Raw genomic sequence first — 14847 nt, 5'->3', positions numbered from 1 at the left:
TCGCTCAACTTAGTATAAAAAAGCAGGCTTTAATGGATAACTTTCAAAGCCCGGAGCAACCTGTGAACATATCATCAGTTTCCCGTCTGGCGCTGGCAATGGCTTTTGGCGTGACGCTGACCGCCTGTAGCTCTACGCCGCCCGATCAAATTCCTTCCGATCAGACCGCGCCAGGTACCTCTTCGCGCCCGATCTTGTCGGCCAATGAAGCGAAAAACTTCGTTGCTGCGCACTATTTTTCCGCGCTGACGCCAAACACCGCGCCATGGAGCCCTTCTTCAATTTCTCTGCCTGCACAACCTGACTTCGTCGTTGGCCCGGCAGGCACTCAGGGCGTAACCCATACCAGCATTCAGGCTGCGGTGGATGCGGCAATTATCAAACGTACGAACAAACGTCAGTACATCGCGATTATGCCGGGCGAGTATCAGGGCACGGTATACATCCCGGCAGCAACGGGTAGCCTGACGCTGTACGGTATGGGCGAAAAACCGCTGGATGTAAAAATTGGCCAGGCCATTGACGGTGACATGAGCACCTCAGACTGGCGTCGTACGGTGAACCCAGGCGGTAAATATATGCCGGGTAAACCTGCGTGGTATATGTTTGATAATTGCCAGAACAAACGTGGCACAAATATTGGTGTGATGTGTTCTGCCGTCGTCTGGTCGCAAAACAACGGTCTGCAATTGCAGAACCTGACCATCGAAAACAACCTGGGTGATAGCGTTGATGCAGGCAACCACCCGGCCGTTGCACTGCGTACCGATGGCGATAAAGTGCAGATCAACAAGGTCAATATTCTGGGTCGTCAGAATACGTTCTTTGTAACCAACAGCGGCGTACAAAACCGCCTGGAAAACGATCGTCAGCCTCGCACGCTGGTAACCAACAGCTACATTGAAGGTGATGTGGATATCGTTTCTGGTCGTGGCGCAGTGGTGTTCGAGAACACCGATTTCCGTGTTGTGAATTCTCGTACGCAGCAGGAAGGTTACGTGTTCGCACCGGCTACTCTGTCAAACATCTACTACGGTTTCCTGGCGATTAATAGCCGCTTCACGGCAAGCGGCGATGGCGTGGCGCAGTTAGGCCGATCGCTGGATGTCGATTCCAACACTAACGGTCAGGTCGTTATCCGTGACAGCGTGATTAACGAAGGCTTTAACATGGCAAAACCATGGGCTGACAGCGTTATCGCAAAACGCCCGTTTGCCGGTAATACCGGTGCGGAAGATGACAAAGGTGAAATCCAGCGCAACCTGAACGACACCAACTTCAACCGCATGTGGGAATACAACAACCGCGGTATCGGTAGCAAAGTGGTTGCCGAGCCGAAGCAGTAACAGCGAAAAGGGATGGCTTACCGCCATCCCTGAATATGTCACTCTTTTTATTGCGCCAGCACTGGCCGGTTGCTGTAAAGGCGGTTGAGTTCTTTTCTGCTGAGTCCGCGTTCTGGAGTCTTGCTTTGAAGTAAATCATCTGCAGGCTGTACAGCGGCAGTTTCATTTTCATTACTCAATGATGGCTCCAAAACATGTGGATCGTTATCATCAAGTTGTGTATCAATCCTATCATGCTCTTGCTTCTTTGCCAGCTCTAACATATCTGACATCAATTTATCCATTGATAACTCCTTTATAAAGGCAGGGTCAGTCATAGGTGTAACTTTAGCATCTAAGAATGTACTTAAAACAGTAGCATCGTGGGTTTCAATAGTCATATTAGTAGTCACTAGATTTGGGATAAACAGTTCCTTGGGCTTTGTCCCTTCAGAAAGACTGTAACTGGTTGACGTAATAGCATTGTCTTTTATTCTTACTACCTGAAGACATCCATTATATATACGATATGCAAGCCCCTCATCAGGTATTAACCCCCCTGGTCCTACTAGCATACGACGATACATAGACAAAAAATCTTCATAACTCGCCTTAATGTTCACCAGACTATTTTTTTTATCGCTCGGCACTTCCATGTCATGGATTACATTAGCAAACTCATTACTGTGCAATAAATATTCAGCCTTTGATTTCAGAATATTAGCCATAGCATCAATTTTTTCTTTCCTATTAAAATTGGGGGCAATAGCCTTAATAGACTTGCTTGGTGTCAATTTATAGCTAGCAACTTTAAAAATATCAGTTTTATTTTTATGTTTATTTATATATTTACTTGCACTTTCATTTATATTTATTTTCACATAGCGAATAAGAGCTTGAGTAAGTATTTCATCTTTTAAATCTGAATTGAGAACTTTATCAACAAATTGGTCATGATAAAGCTCCATAAAAGCAACGCTATCGACCTTATTTTGTAGAGAAGACACTCGCCAAGACTGGAGGCCGTCTATTGACTGAACAGATCCCTTTGGAATATCTGGCGAAAATGAATATTTACCATTATCACCAATTAATAATTTGAGGTTTGTACCAATCGATAGCGATTTTTCAGGCGTCAAATCGGAACTTGGTGCATTTACTGTCTCTTTGACTTTTTGAGACTGGTGCACACCATCTGTTGATATCACGGATTCATCATGACGTTTAATTTTGTCGGTATTCTGGCTATTTTCTACTACTTTTTCATTTTTTTGAATATAAATTTCATTGCTGTTGTTGACACGCGAACGGGAGGACTCCTGTAGACGGCGGATTTCCCGGCCACTCATCGTTTTGCCAATTACATTATTTTCTTGCAATGATTGAGACGGCGCCAAGGTTCGCAGCGGCAACTCCTGCGAAATATTCTCGCTTACCGGTGACAACACGGATTCCACAGAAACAGCTGCTGTGGGTTTATCCGTACCCGTTTTAGGTAGTGAAACATTGTCATCTTGTACAAGAGCATCAATCATATCATCAAGATAATCTCTAGGTCTCGCCACATCCGACAGATCGTCACTTATCTCATTATCACCAAATGCAGAAATGCTACCCAGTGATGGGTCTGAGTACTTTTCTCCAAAAAATTGATTAAATTTCTTCTTGAAATCCGAGTTAGTTTCAATCATTTTAAAATCAAAGTAGGAGTTGCCGTCAGAATTATCACAATTATATTTTTCATCTTGATAAACCTCCAACAAACCGCTGTTCTTTAATCTAAAATTATTAATCACCTCAACAAATTGAGTTTTATCTACCCCCATTTTTTCAAGTATTGAAAGATCATATTTATAAAGTTGAGATTCAATATTCACCTCACTGATATCATCATTTTTAATAACTTCCTGCGCAATACGACCAGTGGGAACAACAACATCAAGTAATACTCTTGAATTGTTAACACTGGTTTTTACTTCCTCTTGCCACATAAATTTATCTTTAAAACTTGTCGTTTCATTAATAACGGGGTAATTAAATTTATTTTTCACATCGATAGTAACATCTGCCCCACTATATCTTTTTTTAACAAATAATTCATTTAGTGGCAAATCAACTCCATTTTTAAACTTTATAGATGTTAGTCCATTTGAACGGAAACCTTCAACGTCGGGAGATAATAGCGATTTTATTTGTACGGTTGATTCATCCTTCAATAGATAAGGAGCACCTGAGTCTACCCTGGATGCAACAAATAAAAGATCTGCCATAAAACGAAGAAAAATTCCGCCTTCACTCTTCAACTCAATATAATTTTCTGCAAGAATATTTCTAACTTCACTCTCATTACTTTTGCAAAACTCAGAAATAACTTTGCTTGAAAAGTTATTGCCATTATTTTTATATTCTTCAAAAACACCCGGAAACTTATTGACAATGGTCATTAATCTCGGATCAAGACCTTTAGTCTCACTATTGATAATGGGAATTCTATTACCAGAATTAATACTGATAATGTTCTCCTGACCAGGATTATTTTCATTTTCCGCTATTTGCGGCTTAAAATAGCTTTCGATCTTGCTAGTAGTACTATCTATCAGCTTTTGCTGAGATATACCTCCAACTTGCTCGCGAAAATCATCCAATTCCGATGGTGTCATGCTTCTTATATAATCAAATCTGTTTTCATTTATTAATGAATCAATATATTCGATAAAACCTTCATGTGAAGAACGGGTTGTTTTTGCCTCCTCTACTTGCTTAAAATACTCATAGAAATGAGAAGCAGCCAACCCTCTCTCATATTTCTTATAAATACAACCAGGAATAGTATAAATCTTACCATTCACCCCCGGTATTTTAAGATCCCCATTGCCAGATATTGGTTTATATTCTGTTGCAAGTTCATCGAACTTACCATTGGAGTCATAAAAATATTTAACCTCGACCTTAAGAAATTTTTTATGTTCTGCATCTCCTTGCTTTTCCAACTTAGTGACACACATACCTTTTTCAGTAAACTCAACACCATCATAGGGGATACTAATTTTTTTAAAAATTGACTTTTGCCGTTCAATTTCTTTAAGCATCTCTTTTTTTTCTGCTCTATCAGAGGTTTTCCTTGCCATTTCCTCAAGAGCATTTACATTTTTTAACGTATATACTTCATTATTAAATGTTATTTTAAACTCAGGGGTATTCGGCTCCACAGGAACAGTTGAACCAGTCGATACTGTAGATGTATTTGATACAATGGTTTCTTTACCAGAATTTAACCCTACAATCAGTGTATCCTCTATAGATTCACTGGCTCGCCCCATTTCTTCTTCGTTTGACAACATATCGATAAACAGATCTTTCTCTACTGGCTCAGTGGCTTGCCCCACTACTGCGTCGGTTGCCAACAGCTCAAAGAGCGGGTCTTCCGCTCCTGATTCACTGGATTGCTCTACTTCTTCTTCACTTGGCAACATATCGATAAACAGGTCTGGCTCACTGGCTTGATTCACTACAGCTTCAGTTGTCTGTGTATCAACAATATGCTCATTCGCTTCAGGCTGACTGGGTTGCCCTACTGTAGCGTTAGTTTTTGCATTTTGTGGTAAATCACTAACCCATTTTAGAAACTCATTAACTCTTTTTGCCTGTTTCTCAGTTGCGCGACATTGTTCTTTAGATTCTTTATTCTGATGATGGCTTAGCGCCATTTCGTTTACAGAAGTTAATTTATCGTCATTAAGCGTGCTGATCTCTCTAAGCGCATGAGATGAAAATGTAAAAGCAGCACCTTTTATATCGACCATTATTTCTATTGACGAAAGCAAATACTTCAACTGACTTTCTCTGGTAATTGCCAGATGATGATATTTTCTGGCTAACTCCCTGTTGCCCGATGTATGTTCTTTACTTGAATACGAGGCATACTTATCCCACGCCATAGCAGATTCTTGTTGTAAAAAAAGAACTTTATCTTTCGGCGATAAGTCATGGTAGTATGACCTCACGACAGAGAAGTCTTTTATAGCATCTTTAACTGCAAAAGACTCAATGTGGTTATCCAGCCAGGCAATTTGCTGTCTTGAACTTTCTCGCTCATATTTGTTTTTAAGTTCGTGAAGCCCAGATATCTTGCTATCTCTCAATTCCCTGAGCGTATTAATACCTTTCTGAGAAAACTCATTTTCTACATTATTGTTTTTAAGACACACCGCAACCATACTCGCCATACTACCGGGTTCTGGTTCTGCTTCGGTGATATTTTTCAACTCTATTTTAAGTGAGATAATTTCTTTACGATATGCTTTATTTTTTAACAGATTCAACTGTCTGGCTAGTTTACCAATCTCTTGTCCGTATTCTAAAGTTTTGGCATCATCATCCGTGATGCCATTATCCTCCAGATGATTGAGTAACTCCTTTTCCTTTCGTTTCAGTTCACTCTTTATTTTTTTTGGATTCAGGGATGCCAGATCCTCTAACTTAGAAATAGCCTTTTTGATATTTTCCGATCTTGACGACAATACTTTAACATCTTGTATATTGCTAAAATCATTACTGTTAACCATGGTACTCAAGGCGGATAGATAGCCAGATTCAGCATATACAGTATCAATATAGTTCTTGAATTTATCACTACTATAAATTGTCGGAAGATATTTTTCCGCATCAGATTGTGATATATTTTCAACCCATCCTTTTTTTATAACATTCTCAATAGCAGCACAACGGAGTTTATCTTTATCTGTCCAGCCTTTCATTGTTTTTGCGGACCAGTCCGTACACAGTGCATCAATCCCTTTCGCGTAGTTTTTTTTAGCCGTAGACCGCGTTAGAGCCTGAGAATCTGCATGGCGTTTACTTTGTTGTAGCGCTTCTATATTCTTTCCATTGGAATAATGGAACATAGAATCGATATTATTCTGCAAATGATACAGCTTATCCTTTCCAAAAAACTCCTTAACATCAGCATCTATTCCTATACCTATAACCCTGGCAGGAACACCACTGCCAAATTCATGAACAAGAGATTTTACATATTCACTGACTTTATTCTCTTGAGAATATCTTGATGTATCCAGAAGTGTGGGGAAGTGTGTCTCTAAAGATTCTTTTCCATATAACACGCCGAGAGGAAGTGCATTATTTTCGTTAAGAATGATATTCTGGCTTTTCTCACGGATAAATAACTTTAAATTCGCAATATTATTTGGCTTGTCAAAAGTACTATATTTTGCCTCAGGCTCCTGCCAGGCAATTATATTATCCCATGAAATGATCTTACCGTTATATTGAATTCCTTTAGTACTGATTAATTTATTTCCTTTACTATCGGTGGCACTTTCAGCAATGAGTGTCATTCTCTCTTTTCTGTCTAACGTTCTGGCAAATGTAGTCCCATCATCCTTCTCGACCAAGGAATAGTGGACCAGAGCATTACCAACATGTTTAGCTGGTACATGTAAATTAAGGGTACCCTTGCCATCACCGCTGCCAGAATCAAGGGTCAAGGTTCCCATGACACTAACCTGCGATTTTAGAGGCACATTAATAGTCGCCGTAGCTTCACTTTTCGGTCGACAATCAGAAAGACGTCGAATGGTGTGACATGTTTCGGCTCTGGAAAGTTTTTGGCCTGATAGATTAGATACAGATTGAATGTTATCCCTAAAGTTGTCTACCGTTTTGTTTCTGTGTAATTGTTTCGGAATTGAATTTTGTACTTCAGGTACAGCGCGACATTGGCTTCCAGCATTCAATAAATAAATTTCGCTCATATTATCCCCCAGAAAATAATCCATTTAACTATCAATGTTTTGAATAAATCACAGCAAGAATATATGTAGAATCTATTCTTTTCACCGTATAGAATCTCATACTCTTTGAATGGAAAATTTCAAAAAACGCTCCATTTTCCGAAAATTTTTTACGCAAAAATTCAGTGATATTTAATGCAGAAAAAAGGAAGAAACTAAATCGTCAGCAGAAACGCAAGTCCAGCCTACTGTAGAAGGGAATTAAACAAGCAGAAACAGTAAAAGTATTTGCAATCAATCTTAAAGATAGCGACGCCCGCTAACGGGCGTCGCTATTGTTAGTACGCGTTAACCACCACCCACATCGGGCCTTGTCCTACCGCGTAACGACCGTTCTCTGTCAACAGTCCTTGTTCGCCTGCAATCTTATACACCGCGATATGGTGCGATTTTTGCCCGGCGGCAATCAGGTATTTTCCGCTGTGATCGATATTAAAACCACGTGGCTGAGTTTCGGTAGGCTGGAAACCCTCTTTAGTCAGTACGCTACCGTCTTCAGACACGCTAAAGACCGTAATCAGGCTGGCGGTGCGATCACAGGCATACAGATGACGCCCATCAGGTGTGATATGAATATCTGCTGCCCAACGGGTATCAGCGAAATCTGCAGGCATCATATCCAGCGTCTGCACACACTCAATTTTTCCGTACGGATCTTTCAGCTCCCAGACATCAACAGAGCTGTTCAGCTCGTTCACACAGTAGGCATATTGCTTATTCGGATGGAACGCCATATGACGCGGGCCCGCGCCTTCCACGGTAGTTACTTCAGCCGGTTCCTGCGCGACCAGATGGCCATCATCGCTTACGTCAAACAGGCAGATACGATCCTGTTTCAACGCCGGAACCCACAGGGTACGGTTATCCGGAGAGATGTTGGCTGAGTGGCAACCATCCAGGCCCTCAACCACGTCAACCAATTCCACCGGCAGGCCATCTTCCAGGCGCGTGACGCTCACGCTGCCAGCGTTATAAGAACCCACGAACACGAAACGTCCCTGATGATCGGTAGAAATATGCGTCGGGCTACCCGGCAGCGCAGACTCTGCCGCGAAGGTCAGCGCACCGTCATCAGGCGCAATACGATAAGCCAACACGCGAAACTCCGGGCGCACGCCAACATAGAGGTAACGCTTATCCGGGCTGACGACCATCGGCTGTACCTGACCCGGCACATCAACCACCTGTGTCAGCGTCAGAGAACCATCGTGATTCAGGCTCCAGACGTGGATTTGCTGACTTTCAGGGCTGGCGGTATAAACGGTTTGCTTCATGAATACTCCTTTGCTTTTTGGCAGGTGGCTGCAATTGCCTGACACACGCCTAAGGTAGACGCTTTTAACGGTGAATGCTTAATTAAGGCTCAGAATTTTGTCCGGCTCCCGTCTCGGTGTACCATTCCAACAGACATAATTCTCAACCTTAATCTGGATAAACCTATGACCGCACGCGTGATTGCCCTGGATTTAGACGGTACCCTCTTGACCCCGAAAAAAACCTTGCTGCCATCCTCTCTCGAAGCGCTCTCGCGCGCCAGAGAAGCAGGCTACCAACTTATCATTGTCACAGGTCGCCATCACGTTGCTATTCATCCTTTTTATCAGGCACTGGCGCTGGATACACCTGCAATTTGCTGTAACGGTACCTATTTGTATGATTATCAAGCAAAAAAGGTGCTGGAATCCGATCCCCTTCAGGTAGACCAGGCATTACAGCTGATCGAAATGCTGGATGAACATCAGATCCACGGGCTGATGTATGTGGATGAGGCCATGCTGTATGAGCGCCCTACCGGGCATGTAGTGCGTACCGCTAACTGGGCACAAACGCTGCCGCCGGAACAGCGCCCGACCTTCACCCAGGTTCCTTCGCTGGCGCAGGCGGCGCATGACGTTAACGCCGTATGGAAATTTGCTCTGACCGACGAAGATATTCCGAAACTGCAGCAGTTTGGCCGGTATGTCGAGCAACATCTGGGGCTGGAGTGTGAATGGTCCTGGCACGATCAGGTCGACATTGCCCGTAAAGGCAACAGTAAAGGACGACGCTTGACCCAGTGGATCGAAGCACAGGGCGGGTCAATGGAAAACGTGATTGCCTTTGGCGATAACTTTAACGATATCAGCATGCTGGAAGCCGCAGGCACTGGCGTGGCGATGGGCAACGCGGATGACGCGGTCAAAGCCCGCGCCAACATCGTGATTGGTGATAACACCACCGACAGCATCGCGAAATTTATCTACTCTCACCTGCTGTAATCAGGCGGTAATCGATACGCTCTTAATTTGCGCGTACAGCCACAGGCCAGGTTTGATACCCAGTTCATCCCTGGCCCATGGGCTGATCTTCGCCCACAGCGTCTTACCGCCCACCTCAAGCTGAACTTCCACCTGACCGTTATCGTCATAGCATTGCGCGACTTTTGCCCGGAGAACATTACGAATACTGGTCTGTTGCGGCGGTTGCAGTACCAATGAAACATCAGAGGCCTGAATACGAATACGCAGCGCGGTTTGCAGCGGTTGTTCCAGCTTGTTGACCCACAGATGCTGATCGCCAAGCGCCAGCGCGGTCATCGCGTAGTGTGGATGATGTTCCAGCACGCTGACTTTCAGAATACTGCTTTGCTGTTCCTTAGGCAGCCAGGGGTGCATCACGCTGCTGCCCCAGACATCTTCCAACGAACCAAACGCTTTGACCTGCCCGTTTTCCAGCACCATCACTTTATCTGCCAGGTGCAAAATCTCATCAAGCGAGTGGCTGACGTACAGCATCGGAATATTAATTTCCCGCGCCAGGCGTTGCAGATAAGGCAGCAGTTCGCGTTTACGCGGTATATCCAGAGAGGCTAACGGCTCATCAAGCAGCAATAACTCAGGCGCGGTCAGCAGCGCCCGACCGATGGCGACACGCTGCTTTTCACCGCCAGAAAGACCGCCTGGCAGACGGTCAAGCAGCGGTTCAATGCCCAACAACGCCACCAGCTTATCAAACTGTCCGGCCATGCTTTTCGCCATTCCGTAACGCAGGTTGCCGCGCACTTTATAGTGCGGGAACAGGCGCGCATCCTGGAAAACATAGCCCACCCGGCGTTTTTCCGGCGTTAAACAGATACCGTTCTCGACGTCGTTTAAGACCCGACCGTTGAGCACGATGCGCCCGGACTGCGGCTGCGTCAGACCACTGATGGCGTTAATCAGTGAGGTTTTGCCCGCACCGGAAACGCCAAAAATAGCGGTGATGCCGCTCGCTGGCAGCGTTTCGTTGAGCGTCAGACAATGCGTCCCCAGCGTCTGGGAGAAATTAAGTTCAAGCATGATTATCGCCCCGTCCGCTCACGGCTAATACGCGCCAGCCATTCAGAAATCAGCAGCGAAATCAGCGCCAACACAATTGAAATGATACATAACCTCGCCGCCGCGCTTTCGCCGCCGGGAGTTTGGATCAGGGTATACATCGCCGAAGGAATGGTGCGGGTTTCACCAGGAATATTGGAAACAAAGGTAATGGTTGCACCAAATTCCCCAAGGGAACGCGCAAACGCCAGCACCGTACCAACAATAATGCCGGGCAGCATCAGCGGTAACGTAATGGTCATAAAGACGCGCCAGCGTCCGGCTCCCAGTGTGCGGGCCGCCTGCTCCAGCTTGACGTCGACACCTTCCAGCGCCAAACGAATAGCCCGCACCATGAGCGGGAAGGACATCACCGCAGCGGCCAGCACCGCCCCACGCCAGCTAAAGGCAAAAGTGATGCCAAACCAGTCGTACAGCCATTCGCCAATGAATCCGCGCCGTCCCATAGAGACCAACAGCAGATACCCCACCACCACAGGCGGCAGAACCAGCGGCAAATGCAGTACGCTGTCGAGCAGCGCTTTGCCTGGGAACTTGCATCGCACCAGTAGCCAGGCAAAGAAGATCCCAAATGGCAGACTAAACAACACGGCCAGGGAAGAAACTTTCAGGCTCAGTATAACGGCCTGCCATTCAGGATCGGTCAGTATCATTACTTGGTCGTAAATCCATAACGTTTAAAGATTTCAGCAGCCTGCGGTCCTTTCAGGTAATCATAGAACGCGCTAACCGTTGCGTTTTTGTGCCCATCAACAATCGCGATAGGGTATTCCACTTTTTTGTGCGAATCTTCCGGGAAGGTCGCCACAACTTTTACGCCCTTGCTGGCGACGGCGTCAGAACCATAGACGATCCCCAGCGGCGCTTCGTTACGCTCTACCAGCGCCAGCGCACCGCGCACGTCTTCAGCAGGAGCCAGTTTCGGGGCCAGGGTATCCCATGCACCCAGTTTTTGCAGCGCTTCTTTGGCATAAATGCCTGCCGGAACATGTTCCGGATCGCCAACAGCCAGGCGCCCACCGTTCAACAGACTGGTCCAGTTGGTTTTGCTGTCGATGGTGAAGTCTTTCTGTGCGCTGGCTTTCGGCGCAACCACCACCAGGCTGTTACCCAACAGCGTTTCACGCGTTGCGGTATCAATCGACTTCTTGTCTACCGCGTAGTCCATCCATTTCTGATCGGCAGAAATAAACAGATCGGCCGGTGCGCCTGCTTCAATCTGACGCGCCAGTGTGGAAGAAGAAGCAAAAGAGGAGACAACATCAACGTTCTTCTCTTTTTTATATTGCGTTGCAATGTCCTGCATCGCGTTGGTCAGCGAAGCCGCTGCGAAAACGGTAATCTTTCCTTCATCCGCCAGCGCATGTCCGGCAACAGTAAGAGAAAGTGTTGCCCCTGCAAACAAGCGTAACCATGTACGTGCCATCTGTAACTCCTTTGCGTTTCGTTATGTAGGCGCAAATATAACGAGTAAACCAGGATTTTCCCAGTGGTTATTGATACCAATTAGAGGTTACACAAAGAAAATATCGGCAGGGAAAGTAGGATCTTGAGAAACTGTAGCGAGAGAAAACGAGTAGGAAGGCAAAAAATATAAACGCCCGACTGAGCGGGCGTTTGGGGAATCAATGATTCTGTCTGGACTGGTCTTTCTGACCGATACCGGAGAAAATGTTGAACACTTCACCCAGTCCGTAAATCAGACCCAGAATGATGGCCATTACCACAGGTACCATGATTACGGCGAATACCAGACTTTTCAATAACTCTAACATGGTCAACTCCAGATATAGTCCTTAGTTGTATTCTAACCACATAACGCAGAAAAGCACTCCCCTTTTGTGCGGTCGGCTTTGCTCAGGCACGGTTTTCCGTCACAATACACTTTTTTGCCAGGAGCTTGTGATGCAGGCCGAAATCCTTCTTACGCTGAAACTTCAGCAAAAACTGTTTGCTGATCCCCGTCGCATTTCTCTGCTTAAGCACATTGCGCTTTCCGGTTCCATCAGTCAGGGCGCGAAGGATGCAGGTATCAGCTACAAAAGCGCCTGGGATGCGATTAACGAAATGAACCAGCTCAGCGAGCAGACGCTGGTTGAACGTGCCACAGGCGGTAAAGGCGGCGGTGGCGCGGTGTTAACGCGCTATGGCCAACGTTTAATCCAGTTATATGATTTACTGGCGCAAATCCAACAAAAAGCTTTTGATGTTTTGAGCGATGACGATGCGCTACCGCTCAACAGCCTGCTGGCAGCTATCTCGCGTTTTTCACTGCAAACCAGCGCCCGTAACCAGTGGTTTGGCACCATTACCGCTCGCGACCACGATCAGGTCCAGCAGCATGTTGACGTCCTGCTGGCCGATGGCGAAACGCGCCTGAAAGTGGCAATCACTGCGCAAAGCGGCGAGCGTCTGGGTCTTGAGGAAGGCAAAGAAGTACTGATTTTGCTGAAAGCGCCGTGGGTGGGAATCACTCAGGACGACGCCATCGCTCAGGCTGCCGATAACCAGTTGCAGGGCACGATTAGCCATATTGAACGCGGTGCGGAACAGTGTGAAGTGCTGATGACGTTGCCAGATGGCCAGACGCTCTGCGCGACGTTGCCGATAGATCAGACCCACACATTAACTGAAGGCGCTAACGTCACAGCATATTTTAATGCTGATAGAGTGATTATCGCCACGCTGTGCTGAGTTGATTGACATCAGCCCGAAGAACACGTATCCCTGTTATTCATCGCTGCAAATAATGGGATACAAAATGTCATCGTTGCAAATTTCGCAAGGCATGTTTCGTCTTAGCGACACAAAAACGCTCCAGTTAAATGCGTTGACGTTAAACGCGGGTGATAGCTGGGCGTTTGTTGGATCTAATGGTAGCGGGAAATCTGCGCTGGCCCGCGCGCTGGCGGGCGAGTTGCCGCTCCTGAAAGGCGAACGCCGCTGCCAGTTCACACGTATTACCCGACTCTCCTTTGAGCAGCTCCAAAAGCTGGTCAGCGACGAGTGGCAGCGGAACAACACCGACCTTCTTAGTCCCGGTGAAGACGACACAGGGCGCACCACCGCAGAAATCATTCAGGATGAGGTCAACGATCCCGCCCGCTGCGCTGCGCTGGCGCAGCAGTTTGGCATTTCAGCCCTACTCAACAGGCGTTTCAAATACCTTTCCACCGGTGAAACACGCAAAACTCTGCTCTGCCAGGCATTAATGTCCACGCCAGATTTGCTGATCCTTGATGAACCCTTTGACGGGCTGGACGTCGCGTCCCGCCGCCAGTTAGCAGAACTGCTCGATGAGCTACACCAGGCCGGTTTAACGCTGGTACTGGTGCTTAATCGCTTTGATGAAATTCCCGAATTCGTGCAGTTTGCCGGCGTGCTTGCCGATTGCACACTGACGGAAACCGGCGCAAAAATCGACCTTCTGCAACAGGCATTAATCGCTCAGCTTGCCCATAGCGAGCGGCTGGAAGGCATCCAGTTACCTGAGCCGGATGAGCCTTCAGTACGCCACACATTGTCAGATAACGAGCCGCGCATTGTGCTTAACGATGGCACCGTCTCGTATAACGATCGCCCTATCCTGCATCATCTGAGCTGGCGGGTAAATCCGGGGGAACACTGGCAAATCGTCGGCCCCAACGGTGCGGGGAAATCAACCCTGCTCAGTTTAATCACCGGCGATCATCCCCAGGGATATAGCAACGACCTGACCCTGTTTGGCCGACGCCGGGGCAGCGGTGAAACTATCTGGGATATCAAAAAACACATTGGCTATGTCAGCAGCAGCCTGCATTTGGATTACCGGGTAAGTACAACAGTTCGCAACGTTATTCTCTCCGGTTATTTCGATTCAATCGGCATTTATCAGGCCGTCTCCGACAGGCAGCACAAGCTGGTACAGCAGTGGCTGGATATTCTTGGCATCGATAAACGTACCGCGGATGCGCCATTTCATAGTCTTTCCTGGGGACAACAGCGGCTGGCATTGATTGTTCGTGCTCTGGTGAAACATCCTACATTGCTGATCCTCGATGAACCCTTGCAAGGATTAGATCCGCTCAACCGCCAACTGATCCGTCGGTTTGTGGATGTCCTGATCGGTGAAGGCGAAACTCAGCTTTTGTTCGTCTCTCATCACGCCGAAGATGCCCCGGCCTGCATTACCCATCGGCTAGAGTTTGTACCCGAGGGAGATATCTACGGCTATCGACAAACCTCTCTGCGTTAATTTTCATGCCAGGGCGTTTATCACGCCCTTTTTTCTGCTTTTTTTTCAGACAATCGCTGTAATAACAACCTAACATAATGATTTATAATAAATTAACTAGCAGCGTCGAGTGAAAATCC

10 protein-coding genes are annotated in these 14847 nt (G+C 46.4%); 4 read left to right on the top strand and 6 right to left on the bottom strand.

Annotated elements, in window-relative coordinates; genetic code table 11:
- The first annotated feature begins 62 nt into the window (after window positions 1-62).
- Complete coding sequence (locus WC1_RS16785) at window positions 63-1346, top strand: putative acyl-CoA thioester hydrolase (RefSeq protein WP_032948052.1); 1284 nt, start codon at window positions 63-65, stop codon at window positions 1344-1346.
- Between the two features lie 47 nt (window positions 1347-1393).
- On the opposite strand, the gene WC1_RS24830 is transcribed toward WC1_RS16785, so the two are convergent.
- Window positions 1394-7099: a hypothetical protein gene (locus tag WC1_RS24830; RefSeq protein WP_196809692.1), complete on the bottom strand. Its 5706-nt coding sequence runs from the start codon at window positions 7097-7099 to the stop codon at window positions 1394-1396.
- A gap of 317 nt (window positions 7100-7416) precedes the next feature.
- Window positions 7417-8412: a 6-phosphogluconolactonase gene (gene pgl / locus WC1_RS16795; protein ID WP_003023041.1), complete on the bottom strand. Its 996-nt coding sequence runs from the start codon at window positions 8410-8412 to the stop codon at window positions 7417-7419.
- Between the two features lie 165 nt (window positions 8413-8577).
- On the opposite strand from pgl, the gene WC1_RS16800 reads away from it, so the two are divergent.
- A complete protein-coding gene (locus tag WC1_RS16800) occupies window positions 8578-9396 on the top strand; it encodes a pyridoxal phosphatase (protein WP_016149813.1) in 819 nt (272 codons plus the stop codon).
- Here the strand turns inward: WC1_RS16800 and modC are convergent, their stop codons facing one another.
- From modC to WC1_RS23395, 4 genes are all read right to left on the bottom strand, one after another.
- A complete protein-coding gene (modC, locus tag WC1_RS16805) occupies window positions 9397-10455 on the bottom strand; it encodes a molybdenum ABC transporter ATP-binding protein ModC (protein ID WP_003837092.1) in 1059 nt (352 codons plus the stop codon).
- Between the two features lie 2 nt (window positions 10456-10457).
- Window positions 10458-11147 (bottom strand): molybdate ABC transporter permease subunit, encoded by a 690-nt coding sequence (gene modB / locus WC1_RS16810; RefSeq protein WP_003023032.1) that lies wholly within the window; start codon window positions 11145-11147, stop codon window positions 10458-10460.
- Entirely contained in the window at window positions 11147-11920 is a 774-nt protein-coding gene (gene modA, locus WC1_RS16815; RefSeq protein WP_003023029.1) for a molybdate ABC transporter substrate-binding protein, read from the bottom strand. The genes modB and modA overlap by 1 nt, the downstream gene beginning before the upstream one ends.
- A gap of 199 nt (window positions 11921-12119) precedes the next feature.
- Window positions 12120-12269 (bottom strand): AcrZ family multidrug efflux pump-associated protein, encoded by a 150-nt coding sequence (locus WC1_RS23395; RefSeq protein ID WP_003023026.1) that lies wholly within the window; start codon window positions 12267-12269, stop codon window positions 12120-12122.
- 130 nt (window positions 12270-12399) lie between these two features.
- On the opposite strand from WC1_RS23395, the gene modE reads away from it, so the two are divergent.
- Both modE and modF read left to right on the top strand, forming a co-directional pair.
- The gene (modE, locus tag WC1_RS16825) at window positions 12400-13188 is read left to right on the top strand and encodes a molybdenum-dependent transcriptional regulator (protein ID WP_003023018.1); all 789 of its coding nucleotides are present in this window, start codon (window positions 12400-12402) and stop codon (window positions 13186-13188) included.
- Window positions 13189-13255: 67 nt separating this feature from the next.
- Window positions 13256-14728 carry a molybdate ABC transporter ATP-binding protein ModF gene (gene modF / locus WC1_RS16830; RefSeq protein ID WP_016149812.1) on the top strand — a complete coding sequence of 491 codons (1473 nt, stop codon included), beginning with the start codon at window positions 13256-13258 and terminating at the stop codon, window positions 14726-14728.
- Window positions 14729-14847: the final 119 nt, after the last annotated feature.

The organism is Citrobacter sp. KTE30, from assembly GCF_000398825.1.
GTDB lineage: Bacteria > Pseudomonadota > Gammaproteobacteria > Enterobacterales > Enterobacteriaceae > Citrobacter > Citrobacter freundii.
This window is presented reverse-complemented; position numbering and strand designations above follow the sequence as displayed.

What these genes read in the sequence shown, in the direction of transcription:
- WC1_RS24830 (WP_196809692.1), bottom strand. Translation starts at nt 7,099, where the DNA reads ATGAGCGAAATTTATTTATTGAATGCTGGAAGCCAATGTCGCGCTGTA.
- pgl (WP_003023041.1), bottom strand. Translation starts at nt 8,412, where the DNA reads ATGAAGCAAACCGTTTATACCGCCAGCCCTGAAAGTCAGCAAATCCAC.
- WC1_RS16800 (WP_016149813.1), top strand. Translation starts at nt 8,578, where the DNA reads ATGACCGCACGCGTGATTGCCCTGGATTTAGACGGTACCCTCTTGACC.
- modC (WP_003837092.1), bottom strand. Translation starts at nt 10,455, where the DNA reads ATGCTTGAACTTAATTTCTCCCAGACGCTGGGGACGCATTGTCTGACG.
- modB (WP_003023032.1), bottom strand. Translation starts at nt 11,147, where the DNA reads ATGATACTGACCGATCCTGAATGGCAGGCCGTTATACTGAGCCTGAAA.
- modA (WP_003023029.1), bottom strand. Translation starts at nt 11,920, where the DNA reads ATGGCACGTACATGGTTACGCTTGTTTGCAGGGGCAACACTTTCTCTT.
- WC1_RS23395 (WP_003023026.1), bottom strand. Translation starts at nt 12,269, where the DNA reads ATGTTAGAGTTATTGAAAAGTCTGGTATTCGCCGTAATCATGGTACCT.
- modE (WP_003023018.1), top strand. Translation starts at nt 12,400, where the DNA reads ATGCAGGCCGAAATCCTTCTTACGCTGAAACTTCAGCAAAAACTGTTT.
- modF (WP_016149812.1), top strand. Translation starts at nt 13,256, where the DNA reads ATGTCATCGTTGCAAATTTCGCAAGGCATGTTTCGTCTTAGCGACACA.